Source organism: Mesorhizobium sp. M0037 (assembly GCF_040323635.1).
Taxonomy (GTDB): Bacteria; Pseudomonadota; Alphaproteobacteria; order Rhizobiales; family Rhizobiaceae; genus Mesorhizobium.
In genome coordinates, this window is record NZ_JAMYVB010000014.1 from 96,072 (window position 1) to 110,651 (window position 14,580).

The 14,580-nt window shown below is 61.4% G+C and carries 16 protein-coding genes; 13 read left to right on the forward strand and 3 right to left on the reverse strand.

The features are described 5' to 3' along the window. Positions 1–13: 13 nt before the first annotated feature. From NKJ78_RS21000 to derI, 6 genes are all read left to right on the forward strand, one after another. Complete coding sequence (locus tag NKJ78_RS21000) at positions 14–955, forward strand: D-ribose ABC transporter substrate-binding protein (protein WP_081725422.1); 942 nt, start codon at positions 14–16, stop codon at positions 953–955. A 109-nt stretch (positions 956–1,064) separates the two neighbouring features. After that, a complete protein-coding gene (locus tag NKJ78_RS21005; protein ID WP_023739039.1) occupies positions 1,065–2,624 on the forward strand; it encodes an FGGY-family carbohydrate kinase in 1,560 nt (519 codons plus the stop codon). Beyond that, on the forward strand, positions 2,621–4,138 hold the full coding sequence (locus NKJ78_RS21010; RefSeq protein WP_023739038.1) for a glycerol-3-phosphate dehydrogenase: 1,518 nt from the start codon (positions 2,621–2,623) through the stop codon (positions 4,136–4,138). The genes NKJ78_RS21005 and NKJ78_RS21010 overlap by 4 nt, the downstream gene beginning before the upstream one ends. Next, positions 4,138–5,076 carry a sugar phosphate isomerase/epimerase family protein gene (locus NKJ78_RS21015; RefSeq protein ID WP_352459159.1) on the forward strand — a complete coding sequence of 313 codons (939 nt, stop codon included), beginning with the start codon at positions 4,138–4,140 and terminating at the stop codon, positions 5,074–5,076. The genes NKJ78_RS21010 and NKJ78_RS21015 overlap by 1 nt, the downstream gene beginning before the upstream one ends. 75 nt (positions 5,077–5,151) lie before the next feature. Next, positions 5,152–5,919: a triose-phosphate isomerase gene (locus NKJ78_RS21020; RefSeq protein ID WP_023701685.1), complete on the forward strand. Its 768-nt coding sequence runs from the start codon at positions 5,152–5,154 to the stop codon at positions 5,917–5,919. A 26-nt stretch (positions 5,920–5,945) separates the two neighbouring features. Next, positions 5,946–6,383, forward strand: coding sequence for a D-erythrulose-4-phosphate isomerase (gene derI / locus NKJ78_RS21025; RefSeq protein WP_023672592.1), 438 nt, complete (start codon positions 5,946–5,948; stop codon positions 6,381–6,383). 15 nt (positions 6,384–6,398) lie between these two features. Here derI and dhaL read toward each other — a convergent pair whose 3' ends face one another. Further along, on the reverse strand, positions 6,399–7,040 hold the full coding sequence (gene dhaL, locus NKJ78_RS21030; RefSeq protein ID WP_023706016.1) for a dihydroxyacetone kinase subunit DhaL: 642 nt from the start codon (positions 7,038–7,040) through the stop codon (positions 6,399–6,401). 26 nt (positions 7,041–7,066) lie between these two features. Further along, entirely contained in the window at positions 7,067–8,074 is a 1,008-nt protein-coding gene (locus tag NKJ78_RS21035) for a dihydroxyacetone kinase subunit DhaK (RefSeq protein ID WP_023667709.1), read from the reverse strand. 414 nt (positions 8,075–8,488) lie between these two features. Here NKJ78_RS21035 and NKJ78_RS21040 point away from each other — a divergent pair, with 414 nt between their 5' ends. The 4 genes from NKJ78_RS21040 (at position 8,489) to NKJ78_RS21055 (ending at position 11,438) form a co-directional block, all read left to right on the forward strand. Next, positions 8,489–9,793, forward strand: coding sequence for a site-specific integrase (locus NKJ78_RS21040; protein ID WP_023739034.1), 1,305 nt, complete (start codon positions 8,489–8,491; stop codon positions 9,791–9,793). Positions 9,794–10,003: 210 nt separating this feature from the next. Beyond that, on the forward strand, positions 10,004–10,522 hold the full coding sequence (locus NKJ78_RS21045) for a hypothetical protein (protein WP_023749166.1): 519 nt from the start codon (positions 10,004–10,006) through the stop codon (positions 10,520–10,522). A 105-nt stretch (positions 10,523–10,627) separates the two neighbouring features. Then, positions 10,628–10,822: a helix-turn-helix transcriptional regulator gene (locus NKJ78_RS21050; RefSeq protein WP_352562624.1), complete on the forward strand. Its 195-nt coding sequence runs from the start codon at positions 10,628–10,630 to the stop codon at positions 10,820–10,822. A gap of 373 nt (positions 10,823–11,195) precedes the next feature. Beyond that, positions 11,196–11,438, forward strand: coding sequence for a hypothetical protein (locus tag NKJ78_RS21055; protein WP_023818106.1), 243 nt, complete (start codon positions 11,196–11,198; stop codon positions 11,436–11,438). Between the two features lie 49 nt (positions 11,439–11,487). Here NKJ78_RS21055 and NKJ78_RS21060 read toward each other — a convergent pair whose 3' ends face one another. Beyond that, positions 11,488–12,501 carry a class I SAM-dependent methyltransferase gene (locus NKJ78_RS21060; RefSeq protein WP_352459121.1) on the reverse strand — a complete coding sequence of 338 codons (1,014 nt, stop codon included), beginning with the start codon at positions 12,499–12,501 and terminating at the stop codon, positions 11,488–11,490. A 95-nt stretch (positions 12,502–12,596) separates the two neighbouring features. Here NKJ78_RS21060 and NKJ78_RS21065 point away from each other — a divergent pair, with 95 nt between their 5' ends. The 3 genes from NKJ78_RS21065 (at position 12,597) to NKJ78_RS21075 (ending at position 14,561) form a co-directional block, all read left to right on the forward strand. After that, positions 12,597–12,752 (forward strand): glycosyl hydrolase 108 family protein, encoded by a 156-nt coding sequence (locus NKJ78_RS21065; protein ID WP_023739029.1) that lies wholly within the window; start codon positions 12,597–12,599, stop codon positions 12,750–12,752. A 202-nt stretch (positions 12,753–12,954) separates the two neighbouring features. Continuing rightward, a complete protein-coding gene (locus tag NKJ78_RS21070) occupies positions 12,955–13,500 on the forward strand; it encodes a cupin domain-containing protein (RefSeq protein WP_023681672.1) in 546 nt (181 codons plus the stop codon). Further along, entirely contained in the window at positions 13,494–14,561 is a 1,068-nt protein-coding gene (locus NKJ78_RS21075; protein WP_023681671.1) for a glycosyltransferase family 2 protein, read from the forward strand. The genes NKJ78_RS21070 and NKJ78_RS21075 overlap by 7 nt, the downstream gene beginning before the upstream one ends. The last annotated feature ends 19 nt before the right edge of the window (positions 14,562–14,580 follow it).

A 14,580-nucleotide genomic window follows, 5' to 3' on the forward strand; every position in this document is an offset into this window, starting at 1 on the left:
TGGAGGAATGTACATGAAAATCGTGCTTAGAAGTTTGCTTGCCGCCGCGATGGTGGTCGGGTTTAGCGCAGCCGCATCGGCCGCAGGCCTGATCTCGATCATCGTCAACGATCCGGCCAACCCCTACTGGCTGACCGAAGGCAACGTCGCCAAGGCCGAAGCCGAAAAGCTTGGCTATACAGCCAACGTCGCCGCCCACAAGGGCGACACCAATACCGAAAGCAATCTGATCGACACCGCCATCACCAACAAGTCGGTGGCGATCATCCTCGACCCGGCCAATGCCGATGGTTCGGTCGGCGCGGTGAAGAAGGCGATTGCCGCCAACATCCCGGTTTTCCTCGTCAATGCCGAGATCAACCAGGAAGGTCTTGCCAAGGGCCAGCTCGTCTCCAACAACGCCCAGGGTGCGGCTCTCGGTGCCCAGCAGTGGGTGCAGGCGGTCGGTGAAAAGGGCAAGTATGTCGAACTGCTCGGCGCCCCGTCGGACAACAACGCGGCCACGCGCTCGAACGGCTACGCGACCGTGCTGAGCCAGTATCCGGATCTCGAAAAGGCCGCTTCGCAGGTCGCCAACTGGGATCGTACCCAGGGACACGACAAGATGCAGAGCATGCTGCAAGCCAATCCCGACATCATCGCCGTGATTAGCGGCAACGATGAAATGGCGCTTGGCGCGGTTGCGGCGCTGAAGGAAGCTGGCAAGCTCGCCGGCATCAAGGTCGGCGGCTTTGACGGTTCCCCGGATGCGGTTGCGGCCATCAAGTCCGGCGAACTGCAGTACACCGTGCTTCAGCCGGTGGCCATCTTCTCGGCCAAGGCTGTGCAGCAGGCCGACTCGTTCATCAAGTCGGGCGCTACTGGCGCCACCAGCGAGAAGCAGCTGTTCGATTGCCTGCTCATCACCAAGGACAATGTGGACAAGTACACCGCACCCTTCGTGCTGTCGGAATAAAACGTGCTCAGGGGGTGTCCTTTGCGGACACTCCCTGGCTCTTCCACGGCTCCAGACAATAAAGACTGCTCCTTGTGAATTGCCTTCATAACCATCCGGAACGTGCGGCATGAAAGACCTGCTGATCGGGATCGACGCGGGAACGTCCGTGATCAAATCGGTCGCTTTCGATCTGTCGGGGCGGCAGCTTGCCATGGCGTCGGTGACCAACAGCTTCGTCACGCTGGAAGGCGGCGGCGCCGAGCAGGACCTTAATCAGACCTGGCGCGACATGGTGCTGACCGTTCTCGATCTGGCGACGAAAATTCCAGACCTCGCGCGGCGAACCGCGGCCGTCGCGGTCACCGGGCAGGGCGACGGCACCTGGCTGATCGATGGCGACGGCATGCCGGTCGGGCGCGCCTGGCTCTGGCTCGATGCGCGCGCCGGACATCTGGTGGACGAGATGCGCGGCGATCCCCGGGATCGCACGCGGTTCGCGATCACCGGCACCGGGCTCAACGCCTGCCAGCAGGGCGCTCAGCTCAGCTGGCTGAAGAAAAACAGCCCGGAAATCCTGGAGCGCGCCGCCAATGCCTTTCACTGCAAGGATTGGCTCTATTTCAAGATGACCGGCGAGCTCGCCACCGATCCTTCGGAGGGAACATTCACCTTCGGCGATTTCCGCTCGCGCAGCTATTCCGACGAGGTGCTCGACATTCTCGATCTGACGTCGCACCGCCGGCTGCTGCCGCCAATGCTCGAAGGCACGACCGACCATCATCCGCTTTCTGCGTCGGCAGCAAATGAGACCGGCCTGCTTGAGGGCACGCCGGTGGTGCTGGGCTATGTCGACATGGTCAGCACCGCGCTTGGCGCCGGCCTCTATGATCCAAGCGGCAATGTCGGCTGCACGGTAATCGGCTCGACCGGCATCCACACACGCCTGGCGCGCACTGCCGACGACGTCGTTCTCAACGACGATGCATCAGGCTACACGATCGCCATGCCGGTTCCTGGCGCGTATGCGCAACTGCAATCCAACATGGCGGCGACGCTCAACATCGACTGGCTGCTTGGCCTGGCGCGCGACGTGCTGACCGCCAGCGGCGCCAAGCCTTCGCGCGACGAATTGCTGAAAGCGCTCGATGTCTGGGTCGAAGGATCGGAACCGGGGTCGCTGGTCTATCAGCCCTACATCTCGCTTGCCGGCGAACGCGGACCGTTCGTCGATCCAGACGCGCGCGCCGGCTTCATCGGGCTTTCCGTCAAGCACGGTTTTGGCGATCTGGCGCGCGCAGTTCTCGAAGGATTGGCCTTCGCGGCCCGCGATTGCTACCAGGCAATGGGCAGCATGCCCAGCGAAATCCGCCTGTCTGGCGGCGCCGCGCGCAGCCCGTCGCTGCGCCGTATCATCGCTGCGGCGACCCGCGCGCAAGTCAGGACCAGCAGCCGCCAGGAAGCCGGCGCCGCGGGTGCGGCGATGATGGCCGCGGTCGGGCTTGGCGTCTATCGCTCGATGGATGTTTGCTGCGCCGAGTGGGTGACGCCGCTGCTGGGCGAATGCGACGCCTATGACGAGGCGCTTTCGCAAACCTACGATGCGCTGTTTCCGTCCTTTGTCGCGGCGCGTCAGGCGCTGCATCCGGTGTGGAAATCGATGGCGCACCGCACAGGAGCTAAGTCTTGAGCGATACAACGGATATTGTCGATCTCTTCGTGATCGGCGGTGGCGTCAACGGCGCCGGTATAGCGCGCGATGCCGCGGGTCGCGGGCTGTCGGTCATCCTGTGCGAGAAGGACGATCTGGCGCAAGGCACCAGCTCGCGTTCCGGCAAGCTGGTGCATGGGGGCCTGCGCTATCTCGAGTACTACGAGTTCCGGCTGGTGCGCGAGGCGCTGATCGAGCGCGAGGTGCTGCTTGAGGCGGCGCCGCACATCATCTGGCCGATGCGCTTCGTGCTGCCGCACAGCCCCGAAGACAGGCCGGCATGGCTGGTCCGGCTCGGGCTGTTTCTCTACGACCATCTTGGCGGCCGCAAGCGCCTGCCGGGAACGAGGACGCTGAATTTGAGAACCGCGCCGGAAGGAGCGCCGATCAAGGATGAATTCAAACGAGGCTTCGAATATTCGGACTGCTGGGTCGATGATGCACGGCTGGTGTTGCTCAATGCGCTCGACGCCAGTCAGCGTGGCGCAAAAGTCTTCACGCGCACGGCCTGTATTGCCGCCAGGCGCGAAGGCGGCCTGTGGTCGATCGACATGCAGGATGGCCGCACGGGTGCTGTGACGAGGGCCCGCGCACGCGGGTTGGTCAACGCGGCCGGGCCATGGGTGAATGACATCGTCAGCCGCGTCGCTGGACAGAATTCCACCCGCAACGTTCGCTTGGTGAAAGGAAGCCATATCGTCGTGCCGAAATTCTGGGAGGGACGGCAGGCCTATCTCATCCAGAACAACGACAAGCGGGTGATCTTCGTCAACCCGTATGAGAACGATCTGGCGCTGATCGGCACCACCGACATTCCTTATGAAGGTCGGCCCGAAGAAGTGGCCGCCGAGGCAAGCGAGATCAATTATCTGATCAAGGTGGTCAATCGCTACTTCAAGCGGCAGCTGACCGCGCAAGACGTGGTCTACAGTTTCTCGGGCGTGCGTCCGCTCTATGACGACAATGCCGACAACCCGAGCGCGGTGACGCGCGACTACATCTTCGAACTCGACGCCCCGAACGGTGGCGCGCCGCTGCTTTCTGTGTTCGGCGGCAAGATCACCACCTTCCGCAAACTGTCCGAACATGCGCTCGAAAAAATACAGCCCTTCTTTCCGACCATGAAGAAGGCCTGGACGGCCAAAATTCCCCTGCCGGGAGGCGACCTGCCCAACGCGGATTTCGAGCAGTTCCTGGGTGATCTGCACGCCGAGTTTTCGTGGCTTAGCCCGTCGCTGGTGAAGCACTATGCTCGAAGCTACGGCACGCGCACACGCGCTTTGCTGAAAGGGGTCAAAGACGAAGCGGATCTCGGCCGTCGTTTCGGCCCGGATTTCTACGAGCTCGAAGCTGTCTTCCTGTTCGAGACCGAATGGGCGATGACCGCCGCCGACGTTCTCGAGCGCCGGACCAAACACGGGCTGCATATCAATGCGGCCGAGCGGAAAACATTCGAAGACTGGTGCACAAAGACAATGGCGGCGGTGAACTGATGACCTTCACGCTTTCGCTGAACACCAACCCGCTGGTCAATCGCTTCGCCGATCCCGACGATCTGATCGACGCCATTGCCTATGGCATCGGCATCCGCGACGTGCAGCTGACGCATGAATTCGTCAATCCGGGCTGGCCGGCGGCAACGATCGCCAAGTTCGTTCGCCTGTTCAACAGCGCCCTGGCGCGGACCGGCGTGCGGATCACTTCGGGTATGACCGGTCCCTATGGCCGGCTCAATCATTTCGGCCATCCGGACGCGGATGTGCGCCGCTATTATGTCGATTGGTTCAAGACCTTCGCCGACATCTCCGCCGAACTCGGCGCGTCGGGCATGGGCACGCAGTTCGCCATATTCACCTACAAGGATTTTGACGATCCGCAGCGGCGCGCGGCGCTTCTCGACATCGCGCTCGAATGCTGGCGCGAAGTGGCCGAGCACGCCAAGGCGGCGGGCCTGACCTACCTTTTCTGGGAACCGATGTCGGTCGGCCGCGAGTTTGGCCACACGATCGAAAGCTGCGTCGAATTGCAAGGCGCCGTCGATGCGGCCAAGCTGCCGATCCCGATGCAGATGATGGTCGACATCGACCATGGCGACGTGACCTCGCCCAATCCTGACGACACTGATCCCTATGCCTGGGCGAAAGCGTTCCCGTTGCAATCGCCGATCATCCACATCAAGCAATCGTCGATGAACAAGGGCGGGCACTGGCCGTTCACCGCCGCCTACAACAAGGATGGCCGCATCATCCCGCAGAAGCTGCTCGACGCCGTGCGGGCGGGTGGCGGAACCGACAATGAAATCTGCCTTGAACTTTCCTTCCGGGAGAGGGAACCGGTCGATCATCAGGTTATTGCAATGATCCGTGAGTCGGTGGATTTCTGGGCGCCTTACATCGACAGCGGCCGCGAAAGTCTCAAGCCTCGCGCTTGAGGCAAACCGCCGGCCCGAAGGCGGCGCAGACCCGGAAACACGCATCATTCGAATTTCGGATCGAAGGAGAGAAGAATGGCCCCATATTGGGTCGGCACGAGCTGGAAGATGAACAAGACGCTGGCGGAGGCGCTGCAGTTCGCCGAGGCATTGGCGGCGTTCGTGCCGGGCTTCGATCCGGCGATACAGCCTTTCGTCATTCCCCCCTTCACCGCGGTGCGGCAGGTCAAGGCGGCGCTCGCCAACACCCGCGTCAAGGTCGGCGCCCAGAACATGCATTGGGCCGATGCCGGTGCCTGGACGGGCGAGATTTCGCCGGTGATGCTGAGGGATTGTGGGCTCGACCTGATCGAACTCGGCCATAGCGAGCGCCGTGAGCATTTTGGCGAGACGGACAAGATCGTGGGACTGAAAACCGCAGCGGCAGTCAAGCACGGCTTCGTACCCTTGATTTGTGTCGGCGAGACGCTGGCCGAGCGCGAGGGCGGCCGCGCCGACGAAATCCTGACCGCGCAGGTTTTGGGCGCGCTGCAGGGTCTCGCAAACAATGAGTTGTCGGCAGAGATACTCTTTGCCTATGAACCGGTGTGGGCGATCGGCGAGAAAGGCATTCCGGCCAGCGCCGACTATGCCGACAAGCAGCAGGCGCTGATCAAGCAGGTCGCAGCAACCCGGTTGCCGACCGCCCCGCTTGTGCTCTACGGCGGCAGCGTCAATCCCGGCAACGCGGCCGAACTGATCGGCCAGCCGCATATCGATGGGCTGTTCATCGGCCGCTCGGCATGGCAAGCGGAAGGCTATATCGACATTCTCAAAAAGGCGTCGGCCGCCATCGCGCGCTGACCACGAAAACGAAGGAGTTAATTGCCATGAAGATCGCACTCGGAGCCGACAGCGCCGGCAAGCCGCTGCTCGATGTCATCGCCAAGCATCTCGCCACCAAGCCAGAACTGCAGGTCGTCGATCTCAGCCAGGCCGGATTCTACGCCGATATTGCCGCTGCGGTCGGCCACGAAATTGTCGACGGCAATTACGACCGCGCCATCCTGTTTTGCGGCACCGGCATCGGCGTCAGCATCTCGGCCAACAAGGTGCCCGGAATCCGTGCCGCGCTAACCCACGACACCTATTCGGCGGAACGCGCTGCGAAATCCAACAATGCCCAGATCATCACCATGGGTGCGCGCGTCATCGGCCCCGAACTGGCCAAATCGATCGCCGACGCCTGGCTGGCCTCGGAGTTCGATCCGAACGGTCCCTCTGCCGCTAACGTGCAGGCTGTCGACAAGCTCGACGCGAAGCGCTGAGGATCCGCTCCCGACCTAGCCGGTCAAGGCGATCCGCATCGCCTCGATGACGGTTACGGCGGACGCCGCGCCTGGATCCATATGGCCAAGCGAGCGTTCGCCGAGGCGGGAGGCCCGGCCCTTGGTGGCGATCATCGCCTTGGTGGCCTCCGCGCCGGCCTTTGCCGCCTCGGCTGCAGCCGCGAGGCTGCCGGCCAGCCCCTTGCCGGCGGCCAGTGCCTCGCCCGCAGCCGTCGCGGCCGGCGCCCACGCATCGATCATCGTCTTTTCGCCAGGCTCGGCCTTGCCGCGATCCTGAATGCCTCTGGCCATCGCTTGGAACATAGCGACCGCGTCGGCGTCGTCGAGCGTCGCCTTGCCCTTGACGGCGGCCGCGCCGCGCATGAATGCCGTGGCATAGAGCGGGCCCGAGGAGGCGCCGACGGCATTGAGGAACGACTTCGCCGCCGTGTTCAGCAAGATGGTCGGATCGGTGGTGCCGGTATCCAATGCGGCCACCGCATCGCGTGCCGCGGAAAATCCAAGCTCCATCGCAATGCCGTGGTCGGCATCGCCGATTACCCCGTCAAGCGCGCACAACCGATCCCGGTCGGCTGACATAGCGTCGGCGATGGCCGCGAACATCGCGGCAAGGCGGGTGGTGTCGATTGTCGTCATCTCTTGTTCCTTGCCGTTCGCCAAGTTTACCCGGCGCGAAACATGGCGCAGTCGCAAGGGTGGTCGAGCATCGTTTGCAACTCGTCGTCGAGGTGGTGCAGCGTAATCGAAGCGCCGGCCATTTCGAGCGAGGTGCAGTAATTGCCGACCCAGCTTGCGTGAATGGATACACCGATATCGTCAAGCCTCTGCTTCACGCGCCGGTTCATGATGTAGAGTTCCATCAGCGGCGTCGAACCCAGCGAATTGACCAGCACGGCGACCTTCTCGCCGCGTGCCGGCGCCATCTCGGCGAGAATCCTGTCCAGCATTTCGTCAGTGATCTCGTCGGCCGTTTTGAGTTTTCCGCGTGCGATGCCGGGTTCGCCATGGATGCCCATGCCGATCTCCATCTCGTCGGGTCCGATTTCGAAATTCGGCCGGCGGGTTTGCGGCAACGAACAGGGCGCCAATGCGACGCCCATGGTAAAGGTGTGGTCGTTGGCTTTCCCGGCAATGCGTTCGCATTCATCGAAAGACAACATGCGGTCGCAGGCGGCGCCTGCCGCCTTGAAGATGAAGAAGTTCCCTGCGACACCGCGCCGCTTGTGCCTGTCGCCAACGGGCGCGGAAGCGACGTCGTCGGTGCTCAGCACCGTGCGCACCTCGATGTCGTCCATCGCGGCCATCTCGGCCGCCATGTCGAAATTCATGACGTCGCCGGCATAGTTGCCGTACATGAACAGCACACCGGCGCCGCCGCTCGCCGCCTTGGCGCATTCGAGGATCGGGTCGGGCGGCGGAGAGGCGAAGACATTGCCGATCGCCGCCGCGTCGGCCAGCCCCTTGCCGACGAAGCCGAGAAAACTCGGCTCGTGGCCCGAGCCGCCACCAATGACGAGGCCTACCTTGCCTTGGCGCGGTCCATCGCGGGCGATGATCGAGCGCGGGCTTCCGTCAACGGCTTTGAGATGGCGGGGATGCGCAGCCAGGATGCCTTCCAGCATCTCGTCGACGGCCCGATTGCCGTCATTGATGATCTTCTTGGTTTGCACCAACGTCCTCCCGATTTGGTATTTTCATAGATGATACCGGGCGTTATCAGGCTGCCTTCGGGCGAGGGCAGGGGCGCGATGCCCACCAAACTGCCTCGATCGGCTTCGTAGCTGTTAAAGCCGTTCTGGCAGAAGCTAAGCGGACCGAAGTGCGCGGACAATGGCGCTGTAGTGTACAAGATCGCACCACGGCTTAGAAAAGGCGGTGGCTCCCCGGGCCGGATTCGAACCAGCGACCAACCGGTTAACAGCCGCTCTCGGGATAGCCCACCAGCGCCATATCCCGGTTGTTCCACTCCTGAAAAACCCCTTGTTTCATAACGATTTCAGCTTTCCTGTTGCACATTAGAGCACACAGGGCAACATAGGCAGCAGTTGCATCCTGTTGCCCCGACGTTGCCCCGGAGAGCCCTAATGCCCCGCGAGACCCTGACCGACAACCGCCTGAAGGCTTTGAAGCCGGCTGCTCCTGGCAAGCGATACGTGATCATGGATGCCCAAGTCCCGAGCATGGGCGTCCGCGTAACCGACAAGGAGCCGTCCAACGGTTCAAAGCTTAAGGCCGGACAAGTCAGCTTTGTCTACATCGCCCGTTTCGGTGTTGCAACTCAGCCAGCCCGCCGCGCGCTGGGAGAGTACGACGTCATGTCGCTTGAAGCGGCACGCACCAAGGCGAGGCAGTGGGCAGCGCTCATTGATCGCGGCATTGACCCGAAGGTCCAGGCTGACGAGGAGCGGCAGGCGGCGGCGAGGGCAGCGACAGAGAGCCGTGACCGGTCTTTCGAAACCATCCTTGAACGGTTCATCAAAGCCCGGCGCCGCGATGGCATCCGCAAGGCCGACGAGGACGAGCGCGACCTCAACCGGGAATGCCTGCCGAAGTGGAAGGGCAGGGACGTCGCCACCCTCACCAATGCCGACATCATGGAAGTGGTCGAACCGATCTATGCGCGCGGCGCGCAGCGGCAGGCGCTCAACATCGCCCAGAAGATCGGGACGTTCTTCGGCTGGTGTGTCGATGACGACCTGATCACCGCCTCACCCTTCCGGGCAAAGAAGGTGCGCACCACCATCGGCGAGAAGGGATCAAGGGACCGCGTCCTGACCGATGCTGAGATTGGGGCGCTCTGGACTGCCACGGCCGCTGGCGACGTCTACAGCGCCGTCTATCGGCTGCTGCTGCTGACCGGCCAGCGCCTCAACGATATCGCCCAGGCGTCATGGACCGAAGTCGACGTTGACCGCAAGACGCTGACTGTGCCGGCGGCGCGCTTCAAGTCCGGCCGCGATCACGTTGTGCCTCTCACTGACGAAGCGCTCGGCATCATCGCCAAGTTGCCGCGGTTAAAGAAATGCAACTGGCTTTGCTCGCTCGACGGCGCGGGACCGGTGACGATCGGCCATAAGGTCAAGCTGCGGATTGACGCCGCCATGCTCGCAGCGCTTCGGAAAGACGATCAAGAGGCCAAGCTGCCGGCGTGGGTCAATCATGACATCCGCCGGACGGTTCGCACCCGGCTGTCCGAGCTCGACGTGATGGGCGAGGTTGCCGAGGCTGTCATCGGGCATGTGCCTACGGCGCTAGTCAGGACGTACAACCAGTCTGACCGCCTCAAGGTGAAGCGAGACGCCCTGACGCGCTGGGAGGGCGCGCTTGTGGCGCTGACAGGCCGCAAGACGGCCAACAATGTCATCCAGATAAAGGCGGCCGGTCAATGACCCTCAATTTCAACTATCAGCACGATTTCTCGGAGCGAGCCGAACGAGAGATCCTTTCAATGCTGGAATCCCAAGGGTTTTCCATGCCTCATGGCGATTGGCTGAGAACGAAGCTGCACGACATTGCAAATACGTTTCATTGGTCGGCCGAGCGGCGGAAAAAGGACACATCAAGGGACCGTCGATGAATGGAAAAGGCTCCAGGAGGCGGTGTCGTCCACCGTGCAGTATTCGGATAGCCAAAAGCTCGAGTTGTCGACGGCTACCGAGTTTGGGGCGGGTGTGCGCCTGCCTGATAGTTGGGACGACGCAGCTCCGGTCCCCATGTCGGAAGAAGAACTAAACGCATGCCTCGTTCCGGCTGAGTTCACCGAGGGTGACGTCGAGATCGCTAAACGGGTGCTTCACCGCCTGCTTGCGAGCGTGACCGCTATGGCTGACGGCATGGAAAAATGGTTGGAAGGTCGACCGACGAAAAACGAGCAGCCCGAGATCGATGGGCTCATACGTGGCCTTGCTCGGCTCTGGTGCGCGGCGTTTAAAGTGCCGATTGCTCATATAAGATATCGGGGAGCGCCGGCAGCCCTACTGCCAATTTCATTGAGACCGGTGCCAAGCTATTCCTTGGCGCCGCGCCGCCTCGCAAGTCGATCGTCACTCGCATCATCGCTTATAGGGATGAAGAGAAAAGCAAGCTATCCTGATTTGCCAGTGCTGATTGCGCTCTAAACCAGCACGCGGGTTTGTTCGCACAAAATTTCTTCAAAGAAGTGTATTTCCCGACGCTGAAATGACTACGCTATGAGGCCTTCGATAGCAACGTAAGGCACTCCAATGCAAACTCTTGTCGCCTTCAGTGAACGCCCCTCAAAGGGGATCGTGTACTCTCGAAATTACATCGACCGCATGATCAAGGAGCACCGGTTTCCTAAGCCGGTGTTCCTTTCGCCCCGTCGGCGCGCCTTTGTCGAGGTTGATTTAGATGCTTGGGTGAAGGCCCGCGTCGACCAGCGAGACGCGGTGGCCTAATGACCACTGATCACGAACATAGCGCCGCTATCGATGAGGCTGCAGCCTGGCTGCGATCTGACAGCCGGGAGCGCATCAGCCGGCCAATTATCCCCCACCGCGCGCGAGGCTCCTCATTGCCCCTGTTTGCATTGAAACTGAGTTCTGAGAAAACCGCCCAATGCTCCTGCTCGGAACGCGACTTTTTCTCACCCGCTGCTAAGCGTCAAAAAATAGCGCACACTAGCGCCCATCCGGCTTCAAACCGGTTGTTCTCACCCGTCGAACCCTTGCAAATCAGCCATTCTTGCCGCATCGTCTGCGTCGATAATTTATCTGGGGCAACGCAAGGGCAACGAAAGTGCTAGCCATCAACCCCGCTCAAGCGCCTGACATGGCCCGCAAGCATGGCGGCCTTGCTCAAGGCATGCTGGACCGCCGCACGCGCGAGTGGCGCCGCCGGCAGGAGCTTGTCGACATGTTCGCCCAGGCGCTCGGCGGTGCCGACACGCTGACCCCTGTGAAGGGCAAAATTCGAAGCGTCGACGCGATTTCGAAGGCGATCCGGGAGAACCCGGAACGTGCCATCCGGTTTGCAAGGCAGCCGGGGAAAACCTCGACGCCTGGTTCCCGATGAACCCGAAATAGACGCTAGAAGACGCTCTGCGGACGCACGGCCTGATCAACTAGTCCAGGCCGACCCTGCGCCGGATGCGTGTTGCCAGCAGGCTAACCAGTTCCCGCGTGGGGATGGTGTCTCTGGCGGCCGGCACCTTGACGATTTCCCGCTCGATCTTCACCGGCTGGATTTCGCGATAATCCGGCCCGACTTCGGCATCGAATTCCGCGTGATGCCGCAGAGCGAGCTTGATGCGGACGGCGTTTAGGGCGTCGTTGGAAAGCGCCGCATGGGTGTCGCTGCGGCGCAGCTGCACCACGAACTCCGAACCGATATTCTCTTCGATGAAGGCGATCTTAAAGTTGACAAGCTTGAGCGCGTTCAACTCGAAAATCGCCAGCTCGAACATCGCCGGCGTGAAGAACCATGCGTGGTTGTCGACATAGGGCCTGCTGTCGGACATGTCGCCTTTAAGGTCGCCCTGATATTCCGTCCATGCCGCTTCAAGGCTGTGGGCGTAGCCGAGCGGCGAGTGATCGCCTTTGATCCACGCCGACTTTCCGCCCCGTGTCGCCGCCGAGCATCGCCCCTCAAACAGCGCTTCCGGTGAATGCCTGATGCGGCCTTCCCGGTAGGCGGTGAGAATTTCGCGCAGGCTGGTGGGAGACTTGAGCAGGTCGAAGCATTTTCGCATATCGGGAACGGCCAGCGAAATGATGCCGTCCGGCTTCAACAGGCGGGAGCATTGCTGCAGGAAGCGAATAAGGTCCGGCGTATGCTCGATCACGTGGCTGGCGATGAGGCAATCAAAACCATCCGACCGGACGGCCAGGGCGGCTTCGTCCAAGGGCTGGCCGGTCCAGACGATGTCGACATTTTCAATCTCGTCAACCTTGTTGCGGATGACTTCGGCCGTGTGACCACGGGCCATCTCGCGCAAAGCATCGCCGTCCTGGAAGTCCACTATTGTCGTATCCCAGCCGTCCGCCCTCGGAGCGATCGGGCTGAAGAACGGCCCGATTTCAATTATCGACATGCTGGTTTTGTCGATATTTCTCCGCAACTGTTCGAGACGGTCCAAAGTTGTTTCCTCCGCAAAGTAATACCCCGCCCGGCCGTCTGATATTTGCTCGCGCGCGCTTCGTCCAGCCCGCCAGTTGGCGGAAAGGAACTCGCATGGCTGTTTCTCGCGAGAAGCAAAGCCTTGACCTCGTGCTGGTGCACGAACGCGGCTACTCCAACCATCCTGCCGACGGCCCGACCATGAAGGGCGTGACCCAGCGTGTTTATGACGGCTACCGCAAGCGCAAGGGCCTTGCGCTTGCGGTATAGCAAGACGCCGGCAGCGGTTGGCGCAGCCGGGTGATGTCGTCGAACCGAAAGTCAAACGGCAGTTCCGCTCCACTCTCCAATCGGAGAAATTGGCTACAGTGCCGTCCTCTTTGATTGCGTGGCCTTCCACGCTGCCGTTGAAAGACAGTTAAAAGAAGGGCATGAGGAGCGCTGCCAAAGCTAGTTAGATTGGATGAGTCCTATGACGCAGAGCATTCTCGATAAGACATTGGCAGGGGCCCAGAAGGATCAGGAGACGGTTCGATCCGGCGAGCCGATCGGCAAGGTCCCCGACGGCGTGACGTTTCACGACATGACCGCTCACCTCGACGACAGGGGAAGCGTCACCGAGGTCTACGACCCTCGCTGGAATTGGCATCCCGATCCGCTTGTTTTTTGCTACATGTTTACCATACGACCGAGAACGGTGAAGGGTTGGGCGCTGCATAAGCTTCACGAGGATCGATACTTCGTTGTCGATGGCGAGATGGAGGTCGTCCTGTATGACCCAAGGCCCGAGTCGAGCACCTGCGGACAGGTATTTCGGATTGTTCTGTCTTCAGCCCGGCCACGCCTGATGAACATCCCCAGATTCGTCTGGCACGCGGACCACAACATCGGCGCGAGGGACGTTAGAGCAATCAATTTTCCTACAATGCAATATGACCACGCCAATCCCGACAAATACCGGCTGCCGCTGGATACCGATTTGATCCCGGTCGACTTTGGCGGCCTCAAGGGATGGTAGACGACGCTCCGCCGCTCTTCAGCGTTCTGATGCCGACCCATAATCGTCCCGACTCTCTTGCCTATGCGATCCAGTCGGTGCTGGCGCAGACGGAGCAATCGTTCGAGCTTCTGGTCGTTGGCGACGGTGCAGCACCGGAGACCGAAGCGGTCGTGAAAAGCTTTTCCGACCCGCGCATTCGTTGGTTTGATTTCCCCAAGGCGCCTCACTTTGGCTATGCCAATCGAAATCTGGCGCTTCGATCGTCACGCGGGGAATTGATAGCCTTCGCCGCCGACGATGACCTGATGATGCCGGATCATCTTGCACTCATGCGCGGCCAGTTCGTCGATCCGTCGGTGGCACTTGTCTACGGCCAGGTCCTCTGGGTCTCGACCGACGGCATTTGCGGTCCTGATCTTACCAACCTGTTTTTTCCCGAAGAGCGGCGCCAATTCATGGCGAGAGGGAACACGATAGCGGCCTCAGGCGTCGTATATCGCGCCAGCGCTCTTGCAGAGCGGACGGTGTGGCCAGAAGATGTGAACGGGGCGGGAGACTGGGAGATCTGGCGTCGGATCGTGCTCACAAAGGGCTTCGCCGCCGTGCGCTACCTTCGCCTTCCTACGTGCCTGCATTTCTCCGCTAAGTGGAAAAACCTCAGAGACTCCGGATTCGCGAGGCTGACGGGCTTCATCAAAGCGTGTGAGACGTCGATCTGGTTTCCGGCGCCGCTACGGGTCGCCATTCCGACAGGACACCTGGAACAAAAGGTCTTCTGGGACATCATGTGTGTCGATCCCGATGGCTGGACCGCGCTCATTCGGGAAGCCGCAGCCGACGCCGTGAACCGACTTGCGCTCGACCGTCTCGAAAACCTGGCTACACCCGACTCGCCGCCCACACCACCTCCTCCCCCCGCTGCCCCAGATGACGGCCGAGCCGAGGCGCTTGCGGTAGAAGTACAGGCTCTCGCGATTGAAAGGGACGCTATGAAGATGGAGATGGAGGCGCTCAAGCGCTCGAAGAGTTGGCGTTGGACTGCCCCTTTAAGGCAATTGCGAAGGCATATCGGCCGATAGGAGCCGGCGCCAAAGGGCA